Raw genomic sequence first — 23,148 nt, forward strand, 5'->3', positions numbered from 1 at the left:
AGGAGAGGCGCGGCTCAGGCGTCGGCCCGCAGGGTCTCCACCAAGATCCGGGCGAGGTCGACCCCCTGCTCGGTGAAGCGGTCGAGCGGGACCTCGATCTCGTCCAGCAGCAAGGACGACCCCAGGAGGTAGACGAGCCGTCCCTCGGCGGTCGCGACCACCTCGACCATCCGGGGGCCGGTCGTCCCGTCGTCGTACTCCTCGAAGCCCGACGAGACCCAGCCCCGGACGCCCGGGCCGAGCCGGTCGTCGAGGGGGGTGACGCGCATGTAGCCCCACGGGTTCTGCAGGAGGCGCCGCAGCTGGCGCTCGGTACGCGGCGGGTCGGTGTCGTCCTCGACCTGCCACGTGAAGGGGACCGTCTCGAAGATGTCACGCGAGACCAGGTCGCACAGCAGCGCACCCGTGCGGACCCCGGTCCCGCTCTCGACCCTCAGCCGCTCCCCGAAGAGCTCGGAGGCCTGCTCGTCGGTGATCAGGCACTCCCGCTCGGCCATGCGGCGGCCGTCGTCCGCGGCGGTGGCCGAAGCCGTCGGCGTGGGCGATCCCGTGGGCGATCCCGTGGGCGACCCGGTGGGCGACTCCCGTACGCCGTCGGGCTCGTCGTCGCCGGTGCACCCCGTCAGCCCGGGGGCCAGCCCCAGGACGGCCGCCACCGTCGCGCCCGCCAGCACCCGCGTCGTACGCACCCGCCCCGCCCTCTGCCTCGCCCCCATGGGCGACATTCCTACCGCACTACAGTGGGCGCCATGCCGTTCGAGCTCCCCGACAACCTCCACCCGAACTGCGGCCCGGTCGCCTGGCTGCTCGGCACCTGGCGCGGCAACGGCCACGGCGACTACCCGACGATCGAGAAGTTCCAGTTCCGCCAGGAGCTGATCTTCACCCACGACGGGCGCCCCTTCTTCCACTACATGTCCCGCGCCGAGATCGTCGACGAGCAGGGCGAGAAGGTCCGCGACGCCGCGATCGAGACGGGCTTCCTGCGCTGCCCCGAGCCGGGGAAGATCGAGTTCCTGCTCAGCCACAACACCGGCTTCGTGGAGCTCTGGCACGGCGAGGCCGACGGCGGCAAGCTCGACCTCACCACCGACGCGGTGGTCCGCACCGAGACGGCCAAGGAGGTCACGGGCGGCAAGCGGCTCTACGGCAACGTCGAGGGCGACCTGCTCTACGCCTACGACATGGCCGCGGTCGGGCAGCCCCTGCAGCCGCACCTGTGGGCCAGGCTCAAGCGGGCGTGACCGTGGCGGTCGGGGAGCAGCGGGAGCAGGAGCGGCGCGAGCAGCGGCGGGCCGACCAGCTCGCGCAGGCGCTGCGCAACAGCGGCTACCGGCTGACCCCGCAGCGCCGGCTCGTCCTGGACGCGGTCACCGCCCTGGGCCACGCGACGCCCGACGAGATCCGCGAGCACGTGAGCGACAAGGCCAACCTGTCGACGGTCTACCGCGCGCTGGAGGTGCTGGAGGAGCTGGGCCTGGTCCGGCACACCCACCTCAGCGACCGGGCCCCGACCTACCACTCCACCGGCGAGCCGCCCCACTTCCACCTGGTCTGCCGGAATTGCCGCAAAGTCACGTCGGTTGACCCGGGGAAGGCCGAGCCGCTCCTGGTGCGGCTGCGCGCCGACCACGGCTTCGTGACCGACGTGGGGCACCTGGCGATCTTCGGACGATGTGAGGACTGTGATGAGCACGGCGACCAGCCCGTTCCTTGACCGAGTCGGTGCCGTGGGCGGTGACGGGGTCGACGCCCCGGTGGCCGCGCACTACGGCTCCTTCAACCTCGAGCAGCGCACCCTGGCGGGCGGCGACGGCTTCGTCGACCTCTCGCACCGCGACGTCTTCCGGGTGACCGGGCCCGACCGGCTCGCCTGGCTCCACTCGCTCACCACCCAGCACCTCGAGGCGCTGCCTCCGCGGACCCCCACGCAGGCGCTCGTGCTCAGCCCGCAGGGCCACGTCGAGCACCACTTCCACGGCGTCGACGACGGCGAGGAGACGTTCCTGGCCCACACCGAGCCGGGAGCCGGCGCGGCGCTCGTGCGGTGGCTGGACCGGATGCGCTTCATGATGCGCGTCGAGGTCTCGCTCGCCGAGGAGCTGGCGGTGACGTGGCGGCCGACCGGCGGCGGCACCTTCGACGTGGTGCCCCGCGACCAGCTCGAGGCGTACGCCGCCGCGGCCGGCCCGGCGTGCGGGCTGTGGGCCTACGAGGCGCTGCGGATCGAGCGCGGGGAGGCGCGGTTCGGGGTCGACACCGACCACCGCACCATCCCCAACGAGGCGGGCTGGATCGGCTCGGCCGTCCACCTCGACAAGGGCTGCTACCGGGGCCAGGAGACGGTGGCGCGGGTGCACACCCTCGGCCGCCCGCCGCGCCGGCTCACGCTGCTCCACCTCGACGGCTCGGAGAACAGGCTGCCCACCGCCGGCGCCGACGTGCTGCACGGCGACAAGGTGGTGGGCTTCGTCGGCTCCTCGGCCCGCCACCACGAGCTCGGTCCGATCGCGCTCGCGATGCTCAAGCGCAACGTCCCGGTCGACGCCCCGCTCTCGGTGGAGGGCATGCCGGCGGGCCAGGAGGTCGTGGTCGACCCCGAGGTCGGCCTGCACGTGCGACCGCGGCTGCGCTGACGCCGTACGACGCGGGGTCGGTCAGCGGCGCGCGTACATGACGTGCGTGTCGGCGTCGGCGTGGGTGAAGCCGAGGCCGGTGTAGGTCGCGACGGCCGCCTCGTTGTCGGCCTCGACGTAGAGGATCACCTCGGAGACCCCCCGGGTGGCCAGATGGTCCAGCCCGGCGCGGGTGAGGAGCCGGCCCAGGCCCCGGCCCTGCGCGGCCGGGTCGACCCCGACGACGTAGACCTCGCCCTGCTGCGAGGAGTGCTGCTTGGTCCAGTGGAAGCCCAGCATCCCACCGCGCCGGTCGGTCGCGACGATCAGGCCCTCGGGGTCGAACCACGGCTCGGCCATCCGCAGGCCGAGGTTCTCGGCGTCCATGGCGCCCTGCTCGGGGTGGCTGGCGAAGGCGGCGGCGTTGACCCGGAGCAGCTCGTCGCGGTCCTCGTCGCGCCAGCTGCGCACGACGACGTCGGCCGGGGGCTCGAGCGGCGGCAGCTCCTCGGCGCTGCGGCGCATCACCCACAGGTCGCGCACCCGCTCCCACCCGAAGTGGGCCGCCAGCGCCGCCGCGGCGGGGTGGTTGCCGTGGCTCCACGCCCGGGCGGCCTCGGGGTGCTCGGCCAGGACCTGCTCCAGCAGGTCGCCCCCGAGCCCACGGCCCCGCACCGGCGGGTCGACCACCAGGGCCAGCTCGTCCCCGCGGACGAGCGCCAGGCACCCGTCGCGGCGCAGCGTGCGCACCCGTCCGGTGCGCAGGGCCATCAGGGTGGCCTCGTCGAACGGGGCGACCCCGTCGGTCGCCTCGGCGCGGGAGATCAGGGCCTCGAGCGTGGGCATGGCCCGACCCTAGGCGATGGGGCGGCGCAGCCGACGTGAGGCTGGCGGGGGTGCCTGGGGCGAACGTGGAGGCCGCGGCGTACCAGGTGCGTGCCGGACTCCACGACGACGGTTCTCCACAGGGGTCCGGTGGCCGGCGTCGATCTGCGCCACGCTCGTCGCATGGCCCCGTCGCCCTCCCTGCCCCCGGTCGTGGCCCAGCAGGACGGCGTGGTCTCGCGGGCGCAGCTGCTCTCGGCCGGGCTCCTGCCGCACGACCTCGAGCGGCTGGTGCGCCGCCGGGTCCTGACCAGGCTCCACCGGGCGGTGTACGTCGACCACACCGGCGCGCTCTCGTGGTCCCAGCGCTGCTGGGCGGCGTGCCTGGCGGTCTGGCCGGCTGCCCTGCACCTCGACTCCGCTCTCCCGGAGCCGTACCAGCGCGGCGCGGCTGGGAGCGGCGCTCGAGCTGGAGCAGCGGGTGCGCAGGCGCCGGCTGCTCTCCCTGCTGCTGACCGACCTGGAGCGGGGCACCCACTCGGTGCTGGAGCACGGCTACACGAGTCGGGTGGTCCTGCCGCACGGACTGCCGCCGCCCACCCACCGGCAGGCGCTGCGCCGCGGCCCGCGCGGGCGGGAGTACCGCGACGTGGAGCACGAGGACCTCGGCGTGATCGTGGAGCTCGACGGCAGCCGGTGGCACGACGACGCCCGCGCTGCCGACTCCGACGCCCGACGCGACCTCGACGATTTGGCAGCCGGGCAGGTGGTGGTGCGGCTGCGCCACCCGCAGGTGTACGGCGACCCGTGCGGCACCGCCGTCCGGCTCGGCGCCGTCTTCAGGGTGCGCGGGTGGACCGGCCGGCTGCGCCGCTGCGGCCCGACGTGCTCCGTGGCGCCCTGAGCGGGCGGCGACCGTCAGCTGTCGGCGGTCTCCTGCTCGGCGGCCGCGCGCTCCTCGGAGCGGGTGGGCAGCACGAAGCGGTAGCCGACGTTGCGGACCGTCCCGATGAGCGTCTCGTGCTCCGGGCCGAGCTTGGCGCGCAGCCGGCGCACGTGGACGTCGACCGTGCGGGTGCCGCCGAAGTAGTCGTAGCCCCAGACCTCCTGGAGCAGCTGCTGGCGGCTGAAGACCCGCCCCGGGTGCTGGGCGAGGTACTTGAGGAGCTCGAACTCCTTGAAGGTGAGGTCGAGCGGCCGGCCGCCGATCCGGGCCGTGTAGGAGGCGTCGTCGACCACCACCTCGCCGGAGCGGATGACGTGGGCCTCGGGGTCGGCGTCGGCGCGGGCCGCGGCCAGCCGCCCGGTGGCGAGCCGGATCCGGGCCTCCAGCTCGGCGGGGCCGCAGGTGTGCAGCACGACGTCGTCCATGCCCCAGTCGTGCGCGACGACCGAGAGCCCGCCCTCGGTCACCACCAGGACGACCGGGACGTCGGCGCCGGTGGTGCGGATCAGGCGGCAGAGGTCGCGGGCGTGGGCGAGGTCCTGCCGCCCGTCGACGAGCACGAGGTCGGCGTCGGGCGCCTCGAGCAGGGCGCTGCCCTCGGCCGGGAGGATCTTGACCGAGTGGGGCAGCAGGGTCAGGCTCGGGAGCACCTCGGCGGAGGGCTGGAGGGCGCTGGTCAGCAGCAACAGGGTGCTCATGCGACACCTCCTCGCTCTGCTGCCCGGCTGTTTCCGGTGTGGGGGAGGATATAGGGCATGCAGGACGCACGTGGCGCAACGAGTCCATCCGGCGGTCACGACGTCGGGAGCATCACACTCCGCTACTGGGCCGGAGCGCGGCACGCGGCCGGCGTCGCGGAGGACGTGGTGGAGGTCCCGGGACCGCTCCCGCTGGTCGCCCTGAGGGAGCGCGCGCTGGCGCTGCACCCCGACGCGGAGCGGCTGCCGCAGGTCCTGGGCGTCTGCTCGGTGCTGGTCGACGACCGTCCCGTGGGCCGCGCCGCGCACGACGACGTGCTGGTGGACCCCGGTGCCACGGTCGAGTTCCTGCCGCCCTTCGCCGGGGGCTGACAGCGGCCGTCCCGGAGGGGCGGACACCAGAAGTGCCGGGCGTGCACCCCAAAGATCACTTTGTGCATGAACTCTGAGACCTCTCGCCAGAGCGTGCTGTTTGCCACTAGGTTGCCCCCAGCCCGGTCTGCATTCGGTGGACCGCGGACAGAAAGGCACACGATGGGAACGCATGTCAGTGGCGCTGGACGCCGACTGGTCACAGCCGGGGCCGTGGGCGCCCTGGTGACGGGGGCTCTCTCTATGGGAGGCGTCCCTGCCTATGCCGCGGAGCCGGGCATCCGGGGAACCGTGGTCGACTCGAAGGGCAACCCGGTCACCGGGTTCCTCGAGGTGCGCGAGCCCGACGGCAGCTACGTCACCTCCGACTACGTCAGCCTCGGCCGGATCGACGCCGTCGTCCCGGCCGGCACCTACGTCCTCGAGTTCGACCCGAGCTCGAACCGCCTGGCCGACGAGTTCTACCTCGACCAGGGGTCGCTGGCCACGGCCACGCAGGTCACCGTCGCCGACGGCCCGGTGCAGCTCTCGCCGTGGACCATCGACAACGCCCCGTTCGCCAAGGGAACCGTCACCGACGCTGCCGGCCGCCCGATCCCGTACGCCTCGGTCGCCGTCTTCGACGCCGCCACGGGCACGCAGCGCAGCATCAACTACGCGGAGAAGGACGGCACCTTCGAGGTCCCGACCGGCACCGGCGACGTCAAGCTGCGGTTCTCCGCGGACGACTACGCCACCGAGTGGTACAACGACCAGCCCTCCCTCGCCGCCGCCAACGCGGTCAGCGGCTCCGCCGCCGGCACCAGCGTCGGCTCGGTCGCCCTGACCAAGGGCGCGACCATCTCCGGCAAGATCACCAGCGCCACGGGCGTCCCGCTCGAGCGGGCCTACGTCTACGCCTTCGACCCGACGACGGGTGCCACCGGCGGGGACTACACCGACTCCACCGGCTCGTACGTCCTCGAGGGTCTCGCCGCCGGCTCCTACCGGCTCGAGGCGACCGACGAGATCGGCGAGTACCGCGACACGTACTACAACAACGTCGAGGACTCCGCGGCCGCCACGCTCGTCCCCGCAGCCAAGGACCAGGCCGTCACCGGCATCAACATCGCGATGGCCGCGATCGAGCGGGAGCCGGTCACCGGCGTCGACGTCTCGGGCACCGTCACCGACGAGGCCGGCCGTCCGCTGGTCGGCGTCCGCGTGAGCGCCGAGACCACCCCCGCCGACCTGGACGACCGCCAGTACACCTCGGTGCTCACCAACCGGGCCGGCGTCTACCAGTTCACCGAGCTCGACGGTGTCCCGGACGACGCGGTCAAGCTGCGTGCCGAGGGCTTCGGCCCCCGCGAGGAGGACGCCACCAACTACGAGGCGTTCGGCGTCACCGGCGCCTACTACGGCGGCAGCGAGTCTCCCGTCAACGCCGCGGCCGTCTCGCTCGGCACCCTGCCGACGACCGCCAACATCCAGCTGACCCGTCAGGGCGGCATCCAGGGCACCGTGACCTCCGAGGCCGGCGAGACCCTCCGGGGTGCCGGCGTCGTGGCCTACGACGAGGACGGCGACTACATCGCCGACACCGGCGTGAAGGCCGACGGCACCTACAAGTTCTCCTCCCTGCGCCCCGGCACCTACACGGTGTCCTTCGGCGCCGAGGAGCACCTGCCGGAGTTCTGGAACAGCACCGTGCGCAGCAAGGCCACCAAGGTCACCGTGACCTCGGCGGCGCGCACGCCCGGCATCGACGCCTCGCTGAGCAAGACGCTGGTCGCCATCGACCGGCCGACCATCACCGGCGACGCGCTGGTGGGCACCACCCTCACGGCCGACCCGGGCGTGTGGAACGTGATGGCTCGCGCCAAGATCAGCTACACCTGGCTGGCCGACGGCGTGGCCGTGGGCACCGGCGCCACCCTGACCCTGGACGGCTCGCTCCTGGGCAAGTCCATCTCGGTCAGCGTGGGCAGCACCGTCGAGACCGAGAAGAAGGTCTACACCGGCACCGCCGTGAGCGACGCCACCGACGCCGTCCAGGCCGAGACCCGCACCAAGGCCAAGGCCAAGAAGGGCAAGGTCAAGGTCAAGGTCTCCGCGCCGGTCGACGCCTCCGCCATCGACGGCAAGGTCGCCGTGAAGCTGGTCATCAACAAGAAGAAGGCCGTCAAGGTCGGCTCCGCGAAGGTGAACAACGGCAAGGGCACCGTCAAGATCGCCAAGGTCCTGGGCTCCAAGAAGTTCGCGAAGGCGATGAAGAAGCTGAAGGGCAAGAAGGCGAAGAAGGCCAAGGTCGCCTTCGTCTTCACCGCCAAGAACTTCGTCGAGTCGCAGTCCACCATCTCGAAGAAGAAGCTCGAGAAGGCCAACAAGGGCGTCAAGGGCGGCAAGAAGGGCAAGAAGGGCAAGAAGGGCAAGAAGTGACCTTCTGATCCTCGGATCCTCAGGGGACCCCGCTCCGGCACTGCCGGAGCGGGGTCTGCGCCATTTCGGGGCGGGGAATGGCGCCGGGACACCGGGCGTTGACCGCCGTGTGACGACTGGACAGTGGGTGCTGCTGCTCGCCGTGGGCCTCGCGCTCGCCTTCGCGGGATGGCGCGCGGCCACCGACGGCCGCTTCCGCGGCCGCGTGCAGCCCCTCGACGACGGCTCCGGTGCGGCCGGGGTCGACGGCTCGGCCGCCGCCGACACCGCGGCGACCTCGGTGCTCGAGGGGACGACGTACGCCGACCAGATGGGGGAGCGGGCCACCCTGCTGCAGTTCTCCAGCGCCTTCTGCGCCCCCTGCCGCGCCACCCGCCGCACCCTCGAGGAGGTCGTGGGCCTGGTCGACGACGTCGCCCACGTCGAGGTCGACGCCGAGTCCCAGCTCGAGCTGGTCCGCCGGCTGGGCATCATGCGCACCCCGACCACGCTGGTGCTCGACGGCCGCGGCCGGGAGGTCACGCGGGCCGCCGGGGTGCCGACGAAGCAGCAGGTGCTCGCGGCCATCGGCCAGTCCAGCCTCTCCGAGCAGTCCGGCCACTGACCTGCGCTGTTGCAGTGTCCAATATGTGAGCGTGAAGTCCATATGGCGAGACACGCGTTTCGGGTCCGGGCCCCGCACCCCTAGGCTCTTCCCCATGAGCTCGACCTGGTTGACGAAGCGACGCGCAGTGGATCACTGCCGCGTGCGCTCGTCCCTCTGTCGAATGTCCTGAGGGGCGACGTCCCCGACCCCTGCCGGCCGCGTGCGTGACGCAGCGCCCCGGTGGGTCCCCGTCGCCCGACCGCCGTGCCTCCGCGCGCGGCACCGGCGCGCCGCCGCGCGCCCAGCAGGCACGACGCAGGAACCCCACCAGGAAGTCGGCCCCACCGGACCGGTGACCGGAGCAGAGGAGCACGAGCATGGCCACCCAGATCGATCCGCGCGGACCGCGACTGGCGGCGACGATCACCACCGTCGTCCTGGCGGGGGTGCTGCTGAGCGCCCCGAGCACGCTGGCGACCGTCCTGCTCACCGCGCAGGCGGCGGTCTTCGCCCTGGGCGTGGCCGCCGGCGTCCAGCACACGCCGTACGGCTGGTTCTTCCGCGCCGTCGTCCGCCCGCGCCTCGACGCCCCCGCCCACACCGAGGCCGCCGCTCCGCCGCGGTTCGCCCAGGGCGTCGGCCTGGCCTTCGCGCTGGTCGGCCTCGTCGGCCTGGTCTCGGGGCTCACCACGCTGGGCCTGGTGGCCGTCGGCTTCGCCCTCGCCGCCGCCCTGCTCAACGCCGCCACCGGCTTCTGCCTCGGCTGCGAGGTCTACCTGCTCCTGGCCCGGGCCGGCCTCACCGGCGCCGGTGCCCGCGCCGCCTGACCACACCGACACACCGCTCCACCCAGACACCCGAGAAGCACGACCCACCCGAAAGAGAGACACACCCATGAGCCGCGAAGACTCCCTCGTCACAGTCCAGTGGGTCGAGGACAACCTCGACACCCCGGGCGTCGTCCTGATCGAGGTCGACGAGGACACCACGGCCTACGACAAGGGCCACATCCGCAACGCCATCAAGCTCGACTGGACGACCGACCTCCAGGACCAGGTCCGTCGTGACTTCGTCGACAAGGCCGGCTTCGAGAAGCTCCTCTCAGAGCGTGGCGTCGGCAACGACGACACCGTCGTCCTCTACGGCGGCAACAACAACTGGTTCGCGGCCTACGCCTACTGGTACTTCAAGCTCTACGGCCACCGCGACGTCAAGCTGATGGACGGCGGCCGCAAGAAGTGGGAGCTCGACTCCCGCGAGCTCGTGCAGGAGGTCCCGACCCGGCCGGCGACCACCTACACCGCCACCGAGCAGGACACCTCGATCCGCGCCTTCCGCGACGACGCGGTCGCCGCGATCGGCGTGCAGAACCTGATCGACGTGCGCAGCCCCGACGAGTTCGCCGGCCGCCTCCTGGCCCCGGCCCACCTCCCGCAGGAGCAGTCGCAGCGCGCCGGCCACATCCCCACGAGCCTCAACGTGCCGTGGAGCAAGAACTGCAACGACGACGGCACGTTCAAGTCCGACGCGGACCTGCGCAAGCTCTACGACGAGGTCGGCATCGACGACTCCAAGGACACCATCGCCCTGTGCCGCATCGGCGAGCGCTCGTCGCTGACCTGGTTCGTGCTGCAGGAGCTGCTCGGCTTCAAGAACGTCAAGAACTACGACGGCTCGTGGACCGAGTACGGCTCCCTCGTCGGCGTCCCGATCGCCCTCGGCGACGAGCCCGGGGAGGCCTGAGATGTGCGGAGCAACTGAGGGCGGCCTGTCGCTCGACGGCGTCAACGTCGCCAAGGAGGCCGTGATCCAGGGCCAGGTGACCCGGGCCGGCGAGCCTGTCGGGTCGGCGTACGTGCGCCTGCTCGACGGCAGCGGCGAGTTCACCGCCGAGGTCCCGACCTCGGCCACCGGGCACTTCCGCTTCTTCGCCGGCGACGGCGAGTGGACGCTGCGCACCCTGGCCCCCAAGGCCGACCCGGTGGACCGCAAGGTCCGCGCCCAGGTTGGCGAGGTGGCCGAGGTGGCCATCGCCGTCTGACCCCGCCGACGCCTTCTCGGGTACGGCGTCACGCGAGCCCCTGTGCTCCCACCGGTCGGTGGGGGGCAGGGGCTCGCAGCACATCCCCCGACATCCGCACCAGCACCACCGAGCCACAGGAGTCAGCCGATGACCCACCGTCCCGAGACCCTCGCCGTCCACGCCGGGCAGGAGGAGGCCGACCCGACGACGAACTCGCGGGCCGTGCCGATCTACCAGACGACGTCCTACGTCTTCAACGACACCGAGCACGCCGCCAACCTCTTCTCGCTGGCCGAGCCGGGCAACATCTACACCCGGATCATGAACCCCACCCAGTCCGTCTTCGAGGACCGGATCAACCAGCTCGAGGGCGGCGTCGGCGCGCTGGCGACCGCCAGCGGCTCGGCGGCCACGACGTACGCCGTGCTCAACCTGACCTACGCCGGCGACAACATCGTGGCGCTCTCCACCCTGTACGGCGGCACCTACGCGCTCTTCGCCCACACGCTGCCGCAGTTCGGCATCGAGGTGCGGTTCGTCGACCCGGAGAAGCCCGAGGAGCTCGCCAAGCACGTCGACGAGAAGACCAAGCTGGTCTTCGGCGAGACGGTGGGCAACCCGAAGATCAACGTCATCGACATCCCGGCCTGGTCCGAGGCGGCCCACGCCGCGGGCCTGCCGCTGATCATCGACAACACCGCCCCGTCGCCCTACCTCGTGCGCGCGCTGGAGCAGGGCGCCGACGTCGTCGTGCACGCCGCCACCAAGTACATCGGCGGCCACGGCACCTCGATCGGCGGCGTGATCGTCGACTCCGGGAAGTTCGACTGGGCGGCGCACTCCGACCGGTTCCCCGGCCTCACCAAGCCCGACCCGGCCTACCACGGCGCCGTGTGGACCGAGGCGGCCGGCCCGGCGGCGTACATCATCCGCGCCCGCACGGTGCTGCTGCGCAACACGGGCGCCGCGATCACGCCGTTCAACTCGTGGCTCTTCCTGCAGGGCCTCGAGACGCTGCACCTGCGCATGGAGCGGCACAGCGAGAACGCGCTCAAGGTCGCGCAGTACCTCGAGGGCCACGACGCGGTCTCGTGGGTGAGCTACCCGGGCCTCGAGTCGAGCCCCTACAAGGAGGTCGCGGACCGCACCTTCACGGGCAAGGGGTACGGCGGCCTGGTGAGCTTCGGCGTGAAGGCCGGGCGCGACGGGGGCAAGCGCTTCATCGAGGCGTTGGGCCTCTTCAGCCACCTGGCCAACATCGGGGACGCGAAGTCGCTGGCGATCCACAACGCCACGACCACGCACAGCCAGCTCACCCCCGCGGAGCTCGAGGCGGCCGGCGTGCCCGAGGACATGGTGCGGCTCTCGATCGGCATCGAGAACGTCGAGGACATCATCGCCGACCTGGAGCAGGCCCTCACCGCCTCCAAGTGACGCCCTGAGAGCATTCACCGCATGAGTGGAACGCTCGGCTACGTCGAGACCCAGCGGGTCGTCCTCGCCTCCGAGGGCGACCCGCTGGTCTTGCGCGGCGGTGGGCGCCTCGACCACGTCGAGGTGGCCTACGAGACCTACGGCGAGCTGTCGCCGGCGCGCGACAACGCGGTCTTCGTCTGCCACGCGCTGACCGGCGACGCGAACGCCGCCGGCATGCACGTGGGCGCCAAGAAGCGCGGGTGGTGGGACAACTTCATCGGCCCCGGCAAGCCGGTGGACACCGACCGGTTCTTCGTCGTGAGCGCCAACCTGCTGGGCGGCTGCTCGGGCACCACGGGCCCGCTGTCGGTCGACCCGGCGACGGGGTCGCCGTACTTCCTCGACTTCCCGCTGCTGCACGTGAGCGACCTGGTGCAGGTGCACCGCAGGCTGCTGCGCCACCTCGGGGTGGAACGGCTGTACGCCGGCGTGGGTGGCTCGCTCGGCGGGATGCAGGTGCTCCAGTGGGCGATCGACGCGCCCGACGAGCTCGACCGGGCGGTCGTGGTCGCGGCCTCGTCGCGGCTGACGCCGGAGAACATCGCCTTCTCGGCGGTGGCGCGCGAGGCGATCATGGCGGACCCCGACTTCCACGGCGGGCGCTACGTCGAGCACGGGGTCACCCCGCGCCGCGGCCAGAAGGTGGCCCGGATGATGGCCCACATCACCTACGTCTCGGGGCAGGCGCTGGAGGCCAAGTTCGGCCACCGCCGCGACTCCACCGGCGACGACTGGACGCTCGCGCCCGACTACGCGGTCGAGCACTACCTGCAGCACCAGGGCGAGACGTTCCTCGACCGGTTCGACGCGCTGAGCTATCTCTACCTGACCCGGCTGCTGGACTACTTCGACCCCTTCGCCGACCCCGGCACCGCGGCGGCGCTGGCCTCGACGGCCACCCGGTTCCAGGTGACGTCGTTCGACTCCGACTGGCGCTTCGACACCGCGCAGTCGGAGCGGATGGTGGAGCGGCTGCGGGCCTGCGGGGTCGACGTGGACTTCGCCGAGCTCGCCTCCCCGCACGGGCACGACTCGTTCCTGCTCACCCCGCCCGGCTACCACGAGCGGGTCGCCGCCTTCCTGCGCTGAGCCTGTGGACAACGCCGACGCGACGTCGGCGGGACCCACTAGACATGTCTCCATGAGCAATCGGGGGATGCCGCCGGTGGTCTACGCACCGACGCTGAGGGACGACACCGGCCGCGACCGGCTGAGGATGCACGAGATGCCCGACGGGAGGGTCGGGCTCTACGTCTACTCGGCGCTCGACCGCCTGGAGGAGTCGTACGGCGAGGGGGCGTCGTGGGTGCTCATGTCGGTGACCCACCTGGAGCAGGCGATCGCCGAGTCGCCCTTCGACCTCCTCCTGCTCGACCGCGAGCTCCACCCGAGCGGGGCGGCCCGGTGAGCGCGCTCTCGTTCTCCTCGCTCACGGCGACGGCCGTGCGCTCACCGCTCGAGCTCTCCCGCGACCAGCTGGTGGCGGCGGCCGACCGCGTACCGGGTTCGGTCGACGCGGGCGTGCTGACGCCCACCGTGACGTCGATCGTCGCCCGGATGCTCGAGGAGGTGGGGCTGGTCGCAGCGACGGTGGACCACCTCTCCGCCCAGGTCCAGGTGACCGCCGCGGACTTCGCCGCGACCGACACCAGCCAGGCGCAGTGCTACGCCGACGGGGCGGTGCGATGAGCATCGACACCGAGATCGAGGGATCGCCCGCCTCGTTGAGGGCGACGGGCGGCTGGTTGAGGGACGACGTCGCCGCGACCCTGGACGACGGCGTCGACCACCTCCTGCACGTCGGGAGGCAGGCCGAGGCCGCCTGGGAGGGTCAGGCGGGGGAGGCCTTCTCCGGGACGGTCCGCACCCTGGCAGCCCCCGTCGACTCCGCGCAGGCGAAGATCGGCGGGGTCGGGGACTCCCTGCTCGCCTACGCCGACAGGTTGGAGAGCCTCCAGTCGCGGATGGCGGCCGAGCGGGAGAGGGCGCGGGCTGCCGGGCTGACCGTCAGCGGGTACGTGGTCGAGTCGCCCGGTCCCGGGCCCGGCCGACCGCCGACCCCACCCGCGAACGCGCGTCCAGGGGAGCTCGCGGCGTTCGACCAGGCGGTGGCGGCACACGACGAGCACGTGGCCCTGGTGCAGGCCTACGAAGACATCCGTGCCCGGGTGCGGGAGATCCGGGAGGACGAGGAGGCGGCGGTCCGGACCGTCTGGGACGTGGAGCGGGATCTCACCGCGACCCAGTGGGGGATGGCGCTGGGCGACGCGCTCAGCACCGTCGCGGCGAAGACGGCCGGCGCCCGGCTCCGCGGCGTGATGGGCAAGGCTCTGCTGTGGCAGCAGCGCGCCCACGACAGCCTCGACGCCCTGCTGGCCAGCGAGAAGGAGCTGCAGAAGTACGCCCAGGCCCACGCCGAGGCGGTGGAACGCGGTCGCGCCAACGCGGCCAGCGCGGCGGACGACGTCGCGCAGGCCTCGAGGTGGGCCGAGACGACCAAGCGCGTCGGGGCGGGCCTGGGGGCCGCCTTCTTCCTCGGAGGGGTCGCCTACGACATGACCCGTGAGGGCGACGCCCGCGAAGGGCTCGGCCAGGCCGTCGCCTCCAACGGGGGGAGCATGGTCGCCTCGATGGTCGCGGGCGGGGCGGTGGGGACCGCGTTCGGCGGCCCCGTCGGGACGGTCGCCGGGGTGGTGGTCGGCTTCGGGGTCGGCGTCTTCACCTCGGGGATGATCGACGGGCTGTGGAAGTACGACGGGGACCTCTCGGACGCCCTCAAGGCGGGCGCGGACGCCTTGCTCGACACGGGTGCCCAGGTGGTCGGGGGCCTGACGGACGTGGGAGGTGCGGTCGTTGACGGAATCAGCGGTTGGCTCGACTGACGAGTTCCGTGTGCGACCGAAGGGTGACCTGCGGCGGTGGCGAGAGCGCATCGCGGTGTGGCTGGGCATCCCGGTGCTCCTGGCGACGGGACTCCTGATGCTCGGGGCCGCCGTCGCCTTCTTCGACGGGGGCGACGACGCCAAGGGCTGGACGACCCTGAGCTGGGGTCTCATGCTCGTCGCGATGGCGGAGAACGCGCGGCGGCGCGAGGTGCAGATCCGACGGTTCGTCCGGACCCCTCCGCGCCCGCGCCTGGAGACGGACCAGGCTCACCGGGCCGTCCTCGTGGTGCCCTACGACGAGAGGCTGGCGCACCTGTCGGGGTGGGCGGCGGTTCCCCTCGCCGGCGCGCTGGGGGTCGGAGGACTCGTCCTGGCGGCCACCGGACGCCCGGCAGGCGCCGCCGTGTGCCTCGCGCTCGCCTGGTACCTCTGGATGGTGGGGCGACCCTTCCAGGCGGCCGACCTGGCGGGCGGGGTCTCGTTCTCGGCCGACGCCCTCGCCTTCCGCCGCGACGGCGTCTCCTGGAGCGTCCCGTGGTCCGACGTCGGCATGGGCTGGGTCCACGGCCCCTACGTGCATGTCCAGCTGGCCGGGGACAGACGTGTCCGGCCTAAGCGCACTCTCGTGGCCGGACGCTTCCGCGGCCGGGCGACCATCGCGGGGCAACCGCTGCTCGACGAGCGGTGGCTGGGGGCCGACGCGGAGACGCTGTGCCGGTTGGTCAACCGCGCCGTCAAGGACCAGCGGTTCCGCCAGGCCCTGGGGTCCGCCGAGATGCTGGCCGCCGTCGGCGGCGGTTCCGCGGGCGTGACGTCCGGGTGAGCGCGCTGTCCGGGGACGACCCCCTCGCCCGTCCGCCGACCGGGAATTTGCCGTGACACAGGTTTGGATCCGCCCGGGTGTGGTCATGTTCTGCTCGGTGGGCGACGTGGCCACCGGGGGAAGACGGGGGAGAAGCAATGCCGAGCATCGTCGTCACACCTGACGTCATCACGCGGGAGATCCGTGACTGGCGCAAGGTGGTCAGGCTGATGAAGGAGACCGAGAAGGCGTTCGCGCAGGCCAGTCCTGCGGTCCTGCCGCCGAGCGTGCAGGAGGTCGGCGCCTCGTTCGTGCAGGCCTGGGCCGGCTTCGCGCAGGAGTCGGCAGAGGACGCCGACGACGTCGTGACCGCGCTCGAGGAGACGCTGCGCGACATGACCGCAACCGACGAGCAGCGGGCCCAGCAGTTCACCGGCCTCATCGGCTGCGGTCCGGGCGAGACCTTCTTCACCCCGCCGGTCGTCTGCGAGGGCGATCCTGCGCCGCCCGACCTGGAGCAGCCGACCGCCGAGGGCGGCCCCGCCGCCGACCGCCTCGCCCAGCGCCTGGGAGGCCAGCCGTGACTGCGACCACGACCGTCGTCATCAACCTGCCGGCCTCGGAGCCCGTCACCCTCTTCAAGCCCGAGGGCGACCCCGGCGGCATCGACCAGCTCGCCACGATCGTGCTCGAGGCGGCGGGCCGGTACGACGAGTACTCCGACGAGTCCGCCCAGTTCCACCGGACCCAGGGGTGGCTCGGCGACAGCGGCGAGAAGTACGTCAAGCGCGCCAAGCGGGTGGCCCTCAAGGCCGGGCGCATGCGCAACACCCTCAAGCGGACGGGGCGAGCCGTGCTCGCCTGCGCCGACCGGCTGCGCGGCCACCAGCGCACCTACGAGGAGCACGTCGACCGCAAGCGCCACCTCGACCGTCGGCTCGAGGCCCTCACGGCCGAGATCGCCGCCGCCACCAACATCACCATCGACCAGGGCAAGGCGCTCCAGGAGCGGGCCGACGACCTGGCCGTCAAGTACAAGAGCCTCGTCGAGGACGACCGGGCCCTCGCGCGGGTGGCCCGCAGCAACGAGCGGCTGCTCGCCGAGACGCTCGAGTCCGCCAACGAGCGCGACGAGGTCACCGACAGCAGCGGCGGTCGGCCGGAGACCGCGCTCCGCGCGATGCAGAAGCCGGGCTCGCCGATGAGCGGCGAGGCCACGCCCGAGCAGGTGCGGGCGTGGTGGAAGGAGCTCAGCAACGAGGAGCGCCGCGCGGTCATCGCGTCCTACTCCCACAAGATCGCCTCCACCGAGGGGATCCCGGCCGAGGCCCGCGAGCGTGCCGACCGGGTCCGCGACGAGGAGGTCATCATCCGGCTCAAGGAGAAGGCCGCCGACGGGACGATCACCGGCGAGGAGGCCGACCGCCTGACCAAGCTCCAGCGCGAGGCCGACCTGGAGGCCCGGGAGCGCCAGGGCGACAAGGGCGACAAGGACCGCGACTGACGGACCGCACCCGGCCGCGGCGCGACGCCGGGGTCAGCGACCTCCGCGCCGCGGCCCGGGCACCTTCCCGAAGCTGCGGTTGCAGGCCTCTCCGGCGCAGCGCATCAGCCGGGTGGCGCGGCGGTCGAGCTCGGCTGCCGTACGCCGGTAGTGAGGCGCGCGGGCGACGTTGCGCATCTCCCACGGGTCGCGGACCCGGTCGAAGAGGAGCCGCTCGCCGGTGTTGACGTCGCGGGCCCAGGTGTAGCGGTCGGTGCGCACGCCACGCAGCCCCCAGCCCTTCCAGCGCAGCCGGCGGTCCTTGCGGGGGTTGTACTTGTCGCCGGTCTGGATCAGCGTCGTGTCGCGCCACGGCTGCTCGCCGCCCAGGAGCGTACGGCGGAAGGAGGCGCCGTCGACCTTCTTGCGGGGGTCGACGTCCCCGAGGTCGGCCATCGTGACGACGAGGTCGACGAGCGTGACGGGCAGGTCGGAGCGGGCGCCGGAGGGGACGCCCGGGCCGGTCGCCACCAGCGGCACCCGCAGGGACTCGTCGACCAGGTTGTTCTTCTTGCGCAGCCGCCGCTCGCCGATGCTGAACCCGTTGTCGGAGGTGAAGAAGACGTAGGTGTTGTCGGCCTCGCCGGCGTCGTCGAGCTCGGCGAACATGCTGGCCACTGCGTCGTCCACCGACCGCAGCGAGCGCACCCGCGCCTCCCACTTCTTCTGCACCGCCGCCCGGCGGATCTTCTTCGTGCGCATCTTGCGGGGCAGGCCGCCCTTGGTCTTGCGGTTGAACGACCTGGCCTTGATCATCGGCGCGGTCTCGTCGATCTCGAGGTCGGCGTACTTCGCCGAGGGCGGCGCGTCGGTCAGGCCCTGCGGCCCGTACTGCTGCCGCTCGTGGGGGGCGATGTGGTTGGAGAGCAGCATGAACGGCCGGTCGGCTGCGGCCATCTTGCGGATCGCGTCGTTGGTCTTCTCCTCGATCCGGTGGGTCACGTAGTCGTCGCGCCACACCTCCGCGCCGAAGAACTGGAAGCGGTAGTAGTCGGTCGGGTTGCCGGTGATCGGCTCCCACACGTGCCACCCCGGGTCGCGGGGGCTGTCGTGCTCGTAGCCGTTGGCGTGCTTGCCGATGAAGCCGGTGTTGTAGCCCTGCTCGGCGAACCACGTGCCGAGGGTGTTCCTCGTCTTGATCCGGTGGTAGCCGCCGTACCGCGACTCGTTGTGGAGCACGCCGTTGTTCTGGGCGTACTGCCCCGTCAGGATCATCGCGCGGGCCGGGCAGCAGAGCGGGTGCGGGGAGATGGCCTCGGTGAAGTCGAGGCCGCGCTCGCGCATCAGCGCCTTGGTCCTGGGCATCTGGTCGAGCTCGTCGGCGCGCATGTCGTCGGTGAGCACCATGATGATGTTGGGCCGGTCGTCGCCGCCGTCGCCGTCCTCCAGGCGGGAGGAGTCCACGGTGGCGTAGGGGAGCGCGTCGCCCTCGTCGTCGTAGGTGAGGTACGACGGGCCGCCCGTCTCGGGTCCGGACGGCTCGGACGCCGACGCGCAGCCGGCCGTGCTGGTGAGCAGGAGCGACGCGCAGAGCGACGTCGTGAGGGAGTGCCGCAGACCCCGAGCAAGCAGACGCATGGGGGCGATCCTCTCATCGCTGCCCCGTGCCGGAGGTCGGGACGCCCCGACGGCCGGTGGAGCCAGATTTCCCGTACTTCGGGTATGCCCTCGACGGGTCGCGCTCACTAGCGTGGGGCCGCGCCCCGGTCGACCGGGGCGCGCACACCGTCTCGGGCTGACGTTGCAGGGGGACCCCCATGAACAGCCTCTTCCGGAAGTGGCGCCGTACCGTCACCTGCCGCCGCAAGTACGGCGACCGGTGCCCCCACCTGGAGCGCCACTCGCGCCGCGCGCGCGTCTGAGGGTCGAGGAGGCGCGCCAGCGCCGCTCGTCCGGGGGTTGAGGAGGCGCGCCAGCGCCGCTCGTCCGGGGGTTGAGGAGGCGCGCCAGCGCCGTCTCGAAACCCCCTCAGCGCCCCACCGCCGCTCGGCCCGGGGGTTGAGGAGGCGCGCCAGCGCCGTCTCGAAACCCCCTCGCCGCCCACAACCCCCCACACCCGGCAGGTTCTCCACAACAGGTCGTCCAGACCCTGTTTGACCAGGGCCTCGACGGGGCAGTCTTGTCCCCGTGACTGAGCAGCAGCGACCCCGGGGCGACCACGGCGCCCGTGCCCGCGAGGTGGTCGCGCGCGACCCGTTCTGGTCGGTGGTGCGGCGCCGCCACCCCGACGTCGAGATCGTGGTGCTCCCGCCGGAGCCGGAGACCGCCACCCCGGCGGGGCTTCCGCTGGCCGACCCGGCCGCCGTCGCCGCCCGGGAGGACTCCGACGTCCGGCGCCGGTGGGTGCGGCTGGTCGGCGACCTGGGCGACGTGCACGCCGACTGGCAGGCCCGCTGGGTGCCCGGCGGCGCGCCCGACCGGGTGCGTCGCGAGACGACCCTGACCGTCGACGGGGCCGACCCGGTCGTCGCGGTCGCCCGCCTGGAGTCGGCCGCGGCGGCGCTGCGCGAGGACGGCTGGCACGTGCTGGCCCCGGCCACGGGGCTGCCGCGGGTGATGGCGGGTCGCGACGGCGAGCTCGGCCGCGCCGAGCTGCAGCTGGTCCTCGTCCCCGACGCGGGCCGGCTGGTGCTGCGGGTGCGCAGCGTCGACCACGCGGTCGGCGACCGGGTGGCCCACGAGCTGGCGGTGGCGTCGTGAGCGACTTCCAGGTGCAGCCGATCCTCCTCCGCAACGCGGTCACCCGCTGGGAGGAGCAGGAGACGCTGATGACGCAGGCCGTCAGCGAGCTGGGCTCGGCGTCGACCGACGGGCTCGCGCCGAGCATCCGCGCGGCGGCCGGCTCGTTCCTGGCGGCGTGGCGGGGCTACGCGGGGGAGTCGAAGGCGATCGCGGAGGGCTTCACGCAGGCCCTGAACGACTCCTTGGAGGACATCACCTCCACCGACCGCTCGCAGGCCGACACCTACGGCCAGCTCGACGGCCGCCTGGGGCCCGCCACGTGAGCGCCGTCATCGAGGTCCCCTCCGAGGTCCCGGCGATCGAGCGGCCCGAGGGCAACCCCGCCGCGGCGGACTCCCTGGCCGAGGCGCTCTACACGACCGCCGCGCGGTACGAGGAGTTCGGCGACAACGCGGCGTCCCTGCAGAACTTCGACGGCAGCTGGCGTGGCGCGGCGTACGCCGCCTACAAGGAGGCCGCCGCCAAGGCGTCGGGGGAGCACTCCTCGATGGCAGCCACGGTCAAGCGGGTCGCCCACGCGGTCACGTCGTACGCCGACACCCTGCGCGACCTGCGACGGACCCACGAACAGCTGAGCGACCGTCGCACCAACCTCAACGCCCGCACCGCGTCGCTGCTGGAGGACATCCGGGCCGCCAACGCCTCCGCGGAGGGGATGACGCCCGAGGTCCTCGCCGACCTGCGCAACCGCGGCCGGCACCTGATCCGGCTGGTCGACGACCTGGTCACCGACCGGGACGCGTGGGCCTCCCAGGTCCAGGCCGCGGAGGACCTGCTGCGTCGCTCCTTCGAGGCCGGCACCGACCTCGGCGACGCCCTCTCCGAGCTGGGCGGGGTCAGCGACACCGCGCGCGACGCGATGGCGAAGCCCGGGGCGCCGGGGCCGAGCTCGAGCCCCGAGCAGGTCCACGACTGGTGGGAGGGGCTGACCGACGCCGAGCGGGAGGCGGTGACCTCCGCCTACCCCGAGCTGATCGGCTCGGCCGACGGCCTCCCGGCCTCGGCGCGCGACGACGCCAACCGGGTGCTGCTCGACGGCGACCTGGCCCGCCTGGGCGCCAAGGAGGACGACGGCACCCTCTCCTCGCTCGAGCGCAAGACCCTGGACAACGCGCGGGCCACCGAGTCGGCGCTGAAGAACTCCGAGGAGTACCGGGACCCCCTCACCGGGAACCTCACGGGCTCGCAGCTCTGGCTCTACGACCCGTCGGCCTTCGACGGCGACGGCCGGGTGGCGGTCGCCGTCGGCGACCTCGACACCGCCGACGACGTCGCGGTCTTCACCCCGGGCATCACCACCGACATGAGCAAGGTCGCCAGCTACACCGGGCAGATGAACAACCTCTACGAGTCGACCCGCTACAACGGCGACGGGTCGAGCGTGGCGGCGATGTTCTGGCTGGGCTACGACGCCCCCGACGGCGTCACCGACACCGCGACGATGACCGAGGGCCGGGCCGAGGACGGCGGACGCCGGCTGGCCGACGCGATCGACGGGCTGCGGGCCAGCCGCGGCGACGACCCGGCCGACCGGGCCCACCTCACCGCCGTGGGTCACAGCTACGGCTCGACCACCACGTCGTACGCGACGGGCAAGTTCGACCTCGACGCCGACGACGTGGTGCTGGTGGGCAGCCCGGGCGCCGGGCCGTCCGACCACGCCAGCGACTTCAGCGTCGGCCGCGACCACGTCTACGTGGGCCGCGACAGCCGCGACATCGTCGCGGTGCTCGGCGACGAGGGCTGGGTCGGCAAGGGCGGCCTGGGGCTGGGCACCGACCCGTCGTCGCGGGACTTCGACGCGACCCGCTTCGAGGCGGAGCGGCCCGACCGCGGCGACATCCGGGGCGCCGGCGACGCGCACTCCAGCTATCTGGCGCACGACTCCGAGTCGCTCTACAACATCGGCCTGATCGTCGACGGCCACGGCGACCAGGTCAACGAGGCGGAGCAGTCCTACGACCCGTGGTACGACGCGCCCCGCGACCCCGAGTGGGACCGCGACCCCGCCTCGCCGCGGACGCCCGGCCGTTCCGAGACGAGGCCCGAGGAATGAGGCGTCGGCGAGCCAGCGCGGGGCTGCGGCCACGGGCCACGGGTGCCATGCTGGTGCTCGTGCTGGGTGGGATCGTGGGCGGGTGCGGCGACGAGCCGGACGCCGAGACGTCGCGGGCCTCGCTGGAGGAGTCCCGCGCGCAGGTGGAGCAGCGGTTCGGCGAGGCCGTCGAGGCGCTCACCGGCGCCGGGTTCGAGGTCGTGGACGGCGGGGGCCGATGGGTCTCCTGCCAGATGGAGCCGGCCTCGGCCATGGAGTTCAGCGCGGGGGCCAGCGTGAACGGGGGGTCGGGGGACGACGCCGCCCGGGTGCGGGCCGCCGCCGACGCGGTGGCCGCCCTCGGCTGGGAGTCGGACGCGGCCGCCGAGACGCCGCGGCCCTACGCCAACTTCGTCGACGGCGACCTGCGGCTCTCGGTGTCGAAGTCGAAGATCAAGGAGGGCCTCTCCTTCTCGGTCACCGGGCCGTGCATCGAGTCCACCACCGACCAGGAGAACGAGCTGCTCGGCACCCGGGTCGACCTGCCGTGACCCGCACCCCGGAGGCGCGCCAGCGCGGCCGCTCGGTGGTTGAGGAGGCGCGCCAGCGCCGGGGTTCGGTGGTTGAGGAGGCGCGCCAGCGCCGTCTCGAAACCACCCTCACCACCCTCACCCCCCTCGCCCTCACCCTCCTCCTCACCGCCTGCACGGGCGAGCCCGACCCCGAGGAGTCCCGGGCCGCCCTGTCGGCCGCCCAGGAACGCGCCGAGGGCGCCTTCCGCGGCGCGATCGACGCGCTCGAGCCGGCCGGCTTCTCCGTCGGCGACGGGGAGGGGGAGTGGCGGACGTGCGGGGTCGATCCCCTGATCACGCTGCAGGTCTTCGTGGACGGGTCCCTGTCGGGCGGCGAGGGCGACGTCGCCGCCCGGGTGGCCGCCGCGGCCGAGGCGCTGGAGTCCGACGGCTGGGAGATCGAGAACGCCGACGAGACCCCGCGGCCCTACGCCATCCTGGTCGACGGGGACGACGACGACCGGGTCCGGGTGAGCGTCCTCGAGTCGAAGTTCGAGCCGGGCACGCTCGGGCTCGGGATCAGCGGCGCCTGCGTCGAGTCCGACAGCGAGACCTCCGGGGAGCAGCTGGCGGAGCGGTTCACCGTCCCCGGAGGTGAGGGCTGAGG

The 23,148-nt window shown here is 72.8% G+C and carries 27 protein-coding genes; 23 read left to right on the forward strand and 4 right to left on the reverse strand.

Annotated features, from left to right (window positions below; genetic code table 11):
- Positions 1–14: 14 nt before the first annotated feature.
- Positions 15–716, reverse strand: a complete 702-nt coding sequence (locus DNK53_RS05820; protein ID WP_162599802.1) for a hypothetical protein — start codon at positions 714–716, stop codon at positions 15–17.
- Positions 717–749: 33 nt separating this feature from the next.
- Here DNK53_RS05820 and DNK53_RS05825 point away from each other — a divergent pair, with 33 nt between their 5' ends.
- Genes DNK53_RS05825 through ygfZ form a run of 3 tightly spaced genes read left to right on the forward strand, consistent with a single transcriptional unit; the run spans position 750 to position 2,636 of the window.
- Positions 750–1,244 (forward strand): heme-binding beta-barrel domain-containing protein, encoded by a 495-nt coding sequence (locus DNK53_RS05825; protein ID WP_110181265.1) that lies wholly within the window; start codon positions 750–752, stop codon positions 1,242–1,244.
- On the forward strand, positions 1,241–1,717 hold the full coding sequence (locus DNK53_RS05830; RefSeq protein WP_239456363.1) for a Fur family transcriptional regulator: 477 nt from the start codon (positions 1,241–1,243) through the stop codon (positions 1,715–1,717). Before DNK53_RS05825 ends, DNK53_RS05830 begins: the two co-directional genes overlap by 4 nt.
- Positions 1,689–2,636, forward strand: a complete 948-nt coding sequence (gene ygfZ, locus DNK53_RS05835) for a CAF17-like 4Fe-4S cluster assembly/insertion protein YgfZ (RefSeq protein WP_110181266.1) — start codon at positions 1,689–1,691, stop codon at positions 2,634–2,636. Before DNK53_RS05830 ends, ygfZ begins: the two co-directional genes overlap by 29 nt.
- Before the next feature lie 21 nt (positions 2,637–2,657).
- Here the strand turns inward: ygfZ and mshD are convergent, their stop codons facing one another.
- On the reverse strand, positions 2,658–3,461 hold the full coding sequence (gene mshD, locus DNK53_RS05840) for a mycothiol synthase (protein WP_110181267.1): 804 nt from the start codon (positions 3,459–3,461) through the stop codon (positions 2,658–2,660).
- Positions 3,462–3,921: 460 nt separating this feature from the next.
- Between mshD and DNK53_RS05845 the strand changes: the two genes are divergently transcribed.
- Positions 3,922–4,344 carry a hypothetical protein gene (locus DNK53_RS05845; RefSeq protein WP_110181268.1) on the forward strand — a complete coding sequence of 141 codons (423 nt, stop codon included), beginning with the start codon at positions 3,922–3,924 and terminating at the stop codon, positions 4,342–4,344.
- Between the two features lie 14 nt (positions 4,345–4,358).
- Here the strand turns inward: DNK53_RS05845 and DNK53_RS05850 are convergent, their stop codons facing one another.
- Positions 4,359–5,084, reverse strand: a complete 726-nt coding sequence (locus DNK53_RS05850; RefSeq protein WP_110181269.1) for a response regulator transcription factor — start codon at positions 5,082–5,084, stop codon at positions 4,359–4,361.
- 57 nt (positions 5,085–5,141) lie between these two features.
- Here DNK53_RS05850 and DNK53_RS05855 point away from each other — a divergent pair, with 57 nt between their 5' ends.
- The 14 genes from DNK53_RS05855 to DNK53_RS05920 all read left to right on the forward strand — a co-directional run bounded on the left by DNK53_RS05855 (position 5,142) and on the right by DNK53_RS05920 (position 17,153).
- The gene (locus tag DNK53_RS05855; RefSeq protein WP_110181270.1) at positions 5,142–5,456 is read left to right on the forward strand and encodes a MoaD/ThiS family protein; all 315 of its coding nucleotides are present in this window, start codon (positions 5,142–5,144) and stop codon (positions 5,454–5,456) included.
- 291 nt (positions 5,457–5,747) lie between these two features.
- Positions 5,748–7,877, forward strand: a complete 2,130-nt coding sequence (locus tag DNK53_RS05860; protein WP_162599803.1) for a carboxypeptidase-like regulatory domain-containing protein — start codon at positions 5,748–5,750, stop codon at positions 7,875–7,877.
- A 109-nt stretch (positions 7,878–7,986) separates the two neighbouring features.
- Positions 7,987–8,481, forward strand: coding sequence for a thioredoxin family protein (locus DNK53_RS05865; RefSeq protein ID WP_110181272.1), 495 nt, complete (start codon positions 7,987–7,989; stop codon positions 8,479–8,481).
- 359 nt (positions 8,482–8,840) lie between these two features.
- A complete protein-coding gene (locus DNK53_RS05870; RefSeq protein WP_110181273.1) occupies positions 8,841–9,290 on the forward strand; it encodes a DUF4395 domain-containing protein in 450 nt (149 codons plus the stop codon).
- Between the two features lie 67 nt (positions 9,291–9,357).
- Entirely contained in the window at positions 9,358–10,206 is an 849-nt protein-coding gene (locus DNK53_RS05875; protein WP_110181274.1) for a sulfurtransferase, read from the forward strand.
- A 1-nt stretch (position 10,207) separates the two neighbouring features.
- Positions 10,208–10,504 carry a DUF1416 domain-containing protein gene (locus DNK53_RS05880; RefSeq protein ID WP_110181275.1) on the forward strand — a complete coding sequence of 99 codons (297 nt, stop codon included), beginning with the start codon at positions 10,208–10,210 and terminating at the stop codon, positions 10,502–10,504.
- A 129-nt stretch (positions 10,505–10,633) separates the two neighbouring features.
- On the forward strand, positions 10,634–11,920 hold the full coding sequence (locus DNK53_RS05885) for an O-acetylhomoserine aminocarboxypropyltransferase/cysteine synthase family protein (protein ID WP_110181276.1): 1,287 nt from the start codon (positions 10,634–10,636) through the stop codon (positions 11,918–11,920).
- A gap of 21 nt (positions 11,921–11,941) precedes the next feature.
- Entirely contained in the window at positions 11,942–13,051 is a 1,110-nt protein-coding gene (gene metX, locus DNK53_RS05890; protein ID WP_110181277.1) for a homoserine O-acetyltransferase MetX, read from the forward strand.
- 52 nt (positions 13,052–13,103) lie between these two features.
- Positions 13,104–13,370, forward strand: a complete 267-nt coding sequence (locus tag DNK53_RS05895; protein WP_162599804.1) for an SAV_915 family protein — start codon at positions 13,104–13,106, stop codon at positions 13,368–13,370.
- Entirely contained in the window at positions 13,367–13,651 is a 285-nt protein-coding gene (locus DNK53_RS05900) for a hypothetical protein (RefSeq protein ID WP_110181279.1), read from the forward strand. Before DNK53_RS05895 ends, DNK53_RS05900 begins: the two co-directional genes overlap by 4 nt.
- Entirely contained in the window at positions 13,648–14,844 is a 1,197-nt protein-coding gene (locus DNK53_RS17740; RefSeq protein WP_204163750.1) for a hypothetical protein, read from the forward strand. Before DNK53_RS05900 ends, DNK53_RS17740 begins: the two co-directional genes overlap by 4 nt.
- 10 nt (positions 14,845–14,854) lie before the next feature.
- Positions 14,855–15,670, forward strand: a complete 816-nt coding sequence (locus DNK53_RS05910; protein WP_110181280.1) for a hypothetical protein — start codon at positions 14,855–14,857, stop codon at positions 15,668–15,670.
- A 137-nt stretch (positions 15,671–15,807) separates the two neighbouring features.
- Positions 15,808–16,233 (forward strand): hypothetical protein, encoded by a 426-nt coding sequence (locus tag DNK53_RS05915; RefSeq protein WP_110181281.1) that lies wholly within the window; start codon positions 15,808–15,810, stop codon positions 16,231–16,233.
- On the forward strand, positions 16,230–17,153 hold the full coding sequence (locus tag DNK53_RS05920; protein WP_110181282.1) for a hypothetical protein: 924 nt from the start codon (positions 16,230–16,232) through the stop codon (positions 17,151–17,153). Before DNK53_RS05915 ends, DNK53_RS05920 begins: the two co-directional genes overlap by 4 nt.
- Before the next feature lie 33 nt (positions 17,154–17,186).
- Here DNK53_RS05920 and DNK53_RS05925 read toward each other — a convergent pair whose 3' ends face one another.
- Positions 17,187–18,770 carry a sulfatase-like hydrolase/transferase gene (locus DNK53_RS05925; RefSeq protein WP_110181283.1) on the reverse strand — a complete coding sequence of 528 codons (1,584 nt, stop codon included), beginning with the start codon at positions 18,768–18,770 and terminating at the stop codon, positions 17,187–17,189.
- 549 nt (positions 18,771–19,319) lie between these two features.
- Between DNK53_RS05925 and DNK53_RS05930 the strand changes: the two genes are divergently transcribed.
- The 5 genes from DNK53_RS05930 to DNK53_RS05950 are packed head-to-tail and all read left to right on the forward strand — an operon-like array spanning position 19,320 to position 23,146.
- Positions 19,320–19,892, forward strand: a complete 573-nt coding sequence (locus DNK53_RS05930) for a hypothetical protein (protein ID WP_110181284.1) — start codon at positions 19,320–19,322, stop codon at positions 19,890–19,892.
- Positions 19,889–20,197, forward strand: a complete 309-nt coding sequence (locus DNK53_RS05935; protein ID WP_110181285.1) for a hypothetical protein — start codon at positions 19,889–19,891, stop codon at positions 20,195–20,197. The genes DNK53_RS05930 and DNK53_RS05935 overlap by 4 nt, the downstream gene beginning before the upstream one ends.
- Positions 20,194–21,990 carry an alpha/beta hydrolase gene (locus tag DNK53_RS05940; protein ID WP_110181286.1) on the forward strand — a complete coding sequence of 599 codons (1,797 nt, stop codon included), beginning with the start codon at positions 20,194–20,196 and terminating at the stop codon, positions 21,988–21,990. The genes DNK53_RS05935 and DNK53_RS05940 overlap by 4 nt, the downstream gene beginning before the upstream one ends.
- Positions 21,987–22,520, forward strand: coding sequence for a hypothetical protein (locus DNK53_RS05945; RefSeq protein ID WP_162599805.1), 534 nt, complete (start codon positions 21,987–21,989; stop codon positions 22,518–22,520). The genes DNK53_RS05940 and DNK53_RS05945 overlap by 4 nt, the downstream gene beginning before the upstream one ends.
- On the forward strand, positions 22,517–23,146 hold the full coding sequence (locus DNK53_RS05950; RefSeq protein ID WP_110181288.1) for a hypothetical protein: 630 nt from the start codon (positions 22,517–22,519) through the stop codon (positions 23,144–23,146). Before DNK53_RS05945 ends, DNK53_RS05950 begins: the two co-directional genes overlap by 4 nt.
- The last annotated feature ends 2 nt before the right edge of the window (positions 23,147–23,148 follow it).

Source organism: Nocardioides solisilvae (genome assembly GCF_003194625.1).
GTDB classification, from domain to species: domain Bacteria; phylum Actinomycetota; class Actinomycetes; order Propionibacteriales; family Nocardioidaceae; genus Nocardioides; species Nocardioides solisilvae.